A 1,287-nucleotide genomic window follows, 5' to 3' on the forward strand; every position below is an offset into this window, starting at 1 on the left:
GCGGGTGCAGGCGGCGGCGAGGTAATGCCGCGCCAGCGGCAGGATGTCGGCGCCGCGCTCGCGCAGCGGCGGCACGCGCACCTGGAAGGTGTTGAGCCGGTACAGCAGGTCCTGGCGGAAGCGGCCGGCCGCCACGTCCGCCTCCAGATCGGCATTGGTCGCCGCGACGATGCGCACGTCCACCCGTTGCGTGCGCGAGGAACCGAGCCGCTCGAACTCGCCGTCCTCGATCGCGCGCAGCAACTTGGGCTGCTGCTGCAGCGGCAGGTTGCCGATCTCGTCCAGGAACAGGGTGCCGCCATCGGCCAGTTCGAAACGGCCGGCGCGATCCTGGCGCGCGTCGGTGTAGGCGCCGCGCACGTGACCGAACAGTTCGGCCTCGAACAGGGTCGGCGCCAGGCCGCCGATGTTGACCTTGACGAAAGCCTGCGTGCGACGCGGCGACCACTGGTGCAGCAACTGCGCCAGAAGGCTCTTGCCGGTGCCGTTCTCGCCCAGCAGCAGCACGTTGGCGCCGCTGCCGGCGATGCGCAGCAGATCCTCGACCAGCTGCTGCATCGGTGCCGATTCGGCGACGAAGCCAATGGCGCAATCCTGCAGCAACAGTGCCTGCGCCTCGCCGAGCCGTTGCGCGGCACGGCGGCTGCGGTCCAGTGCGATGCGGCTCTCCAGCACCGCCAGGACCCGCGCGTTCTGCCAGGGCTTCTCGATGAAATCCACCGCGCCCTCGCGCATCGCCGCCACCGCCAGTTCGATGCTGGCCCAGGCGGTCATCGCGATCACCGGCAGTCCCGGCCATTGCGCGGCGATCTGCGCGATCAAGGCCAGGCCTTCGGCGCCGGAGGTGGTGTCGCGGGCGTAGTTCATGTCCACCAGCACCGCGGCGAACGCATCGCCGCGCAGGCAGGCCAGCGCCAGCTCCGGCGATTCGGCACCGACCATGCCGTAGCCGGCGCTCTTGAGCAGCATGCGCAAGGCCTCGCGCACGTCGGCCTGGTCGTCGACGACGAGGATGCGCGGCAGCGGCGGTGTGCGGTTGTCAGTCATGGCGCAGAGTCTAGCGGCCGGGCGTGGCGGACAGGCGCCACGGCGCCTGTGGTGGCGTACCCGCATCGGAACGCAAAGCGCATCATTCGGCGCGCAAGGCCTGCATCGGCGGCACCCGCGCCGCGCGCCGTGCCGGCGCCATCGCGGCGAGCAGGCCGGCCGCGGCCAGCACCAACAGCACCGCGCCGATCGCCAGCGGGTCGGCCACGCGCACCTCGAACAAATACCGCTGCAGCAGCC

General features: G+C 71.3%; 1 protein-coding gene. It reads right to left on the reverse strand.

The features are described from left to right. Positions 1 to 1,047: sigma-54-dependent transcriptional regulator (locus D183_RS0111785; RefSeq protein WP_017909169.1), on the reverse strand; the 1,047-nt coding region annotated here is incomplete at its 3' end. Positions 1,048 to 1,287: the final 240 nt, after the last annotated feature.

It is taken from the genome of Xanthomonas sp. SHU 199 (genome assembly GCF_000364665.1).
In the GTDB taxonomy this organism is placed as follows: domain Bacteria; phylum Pseudomonadota; class Gammaproteobacteria; order Xanthomonadales; family Xanthomonadaceae; genus Xanthomonas_A; species Xanthomonas_A sontii.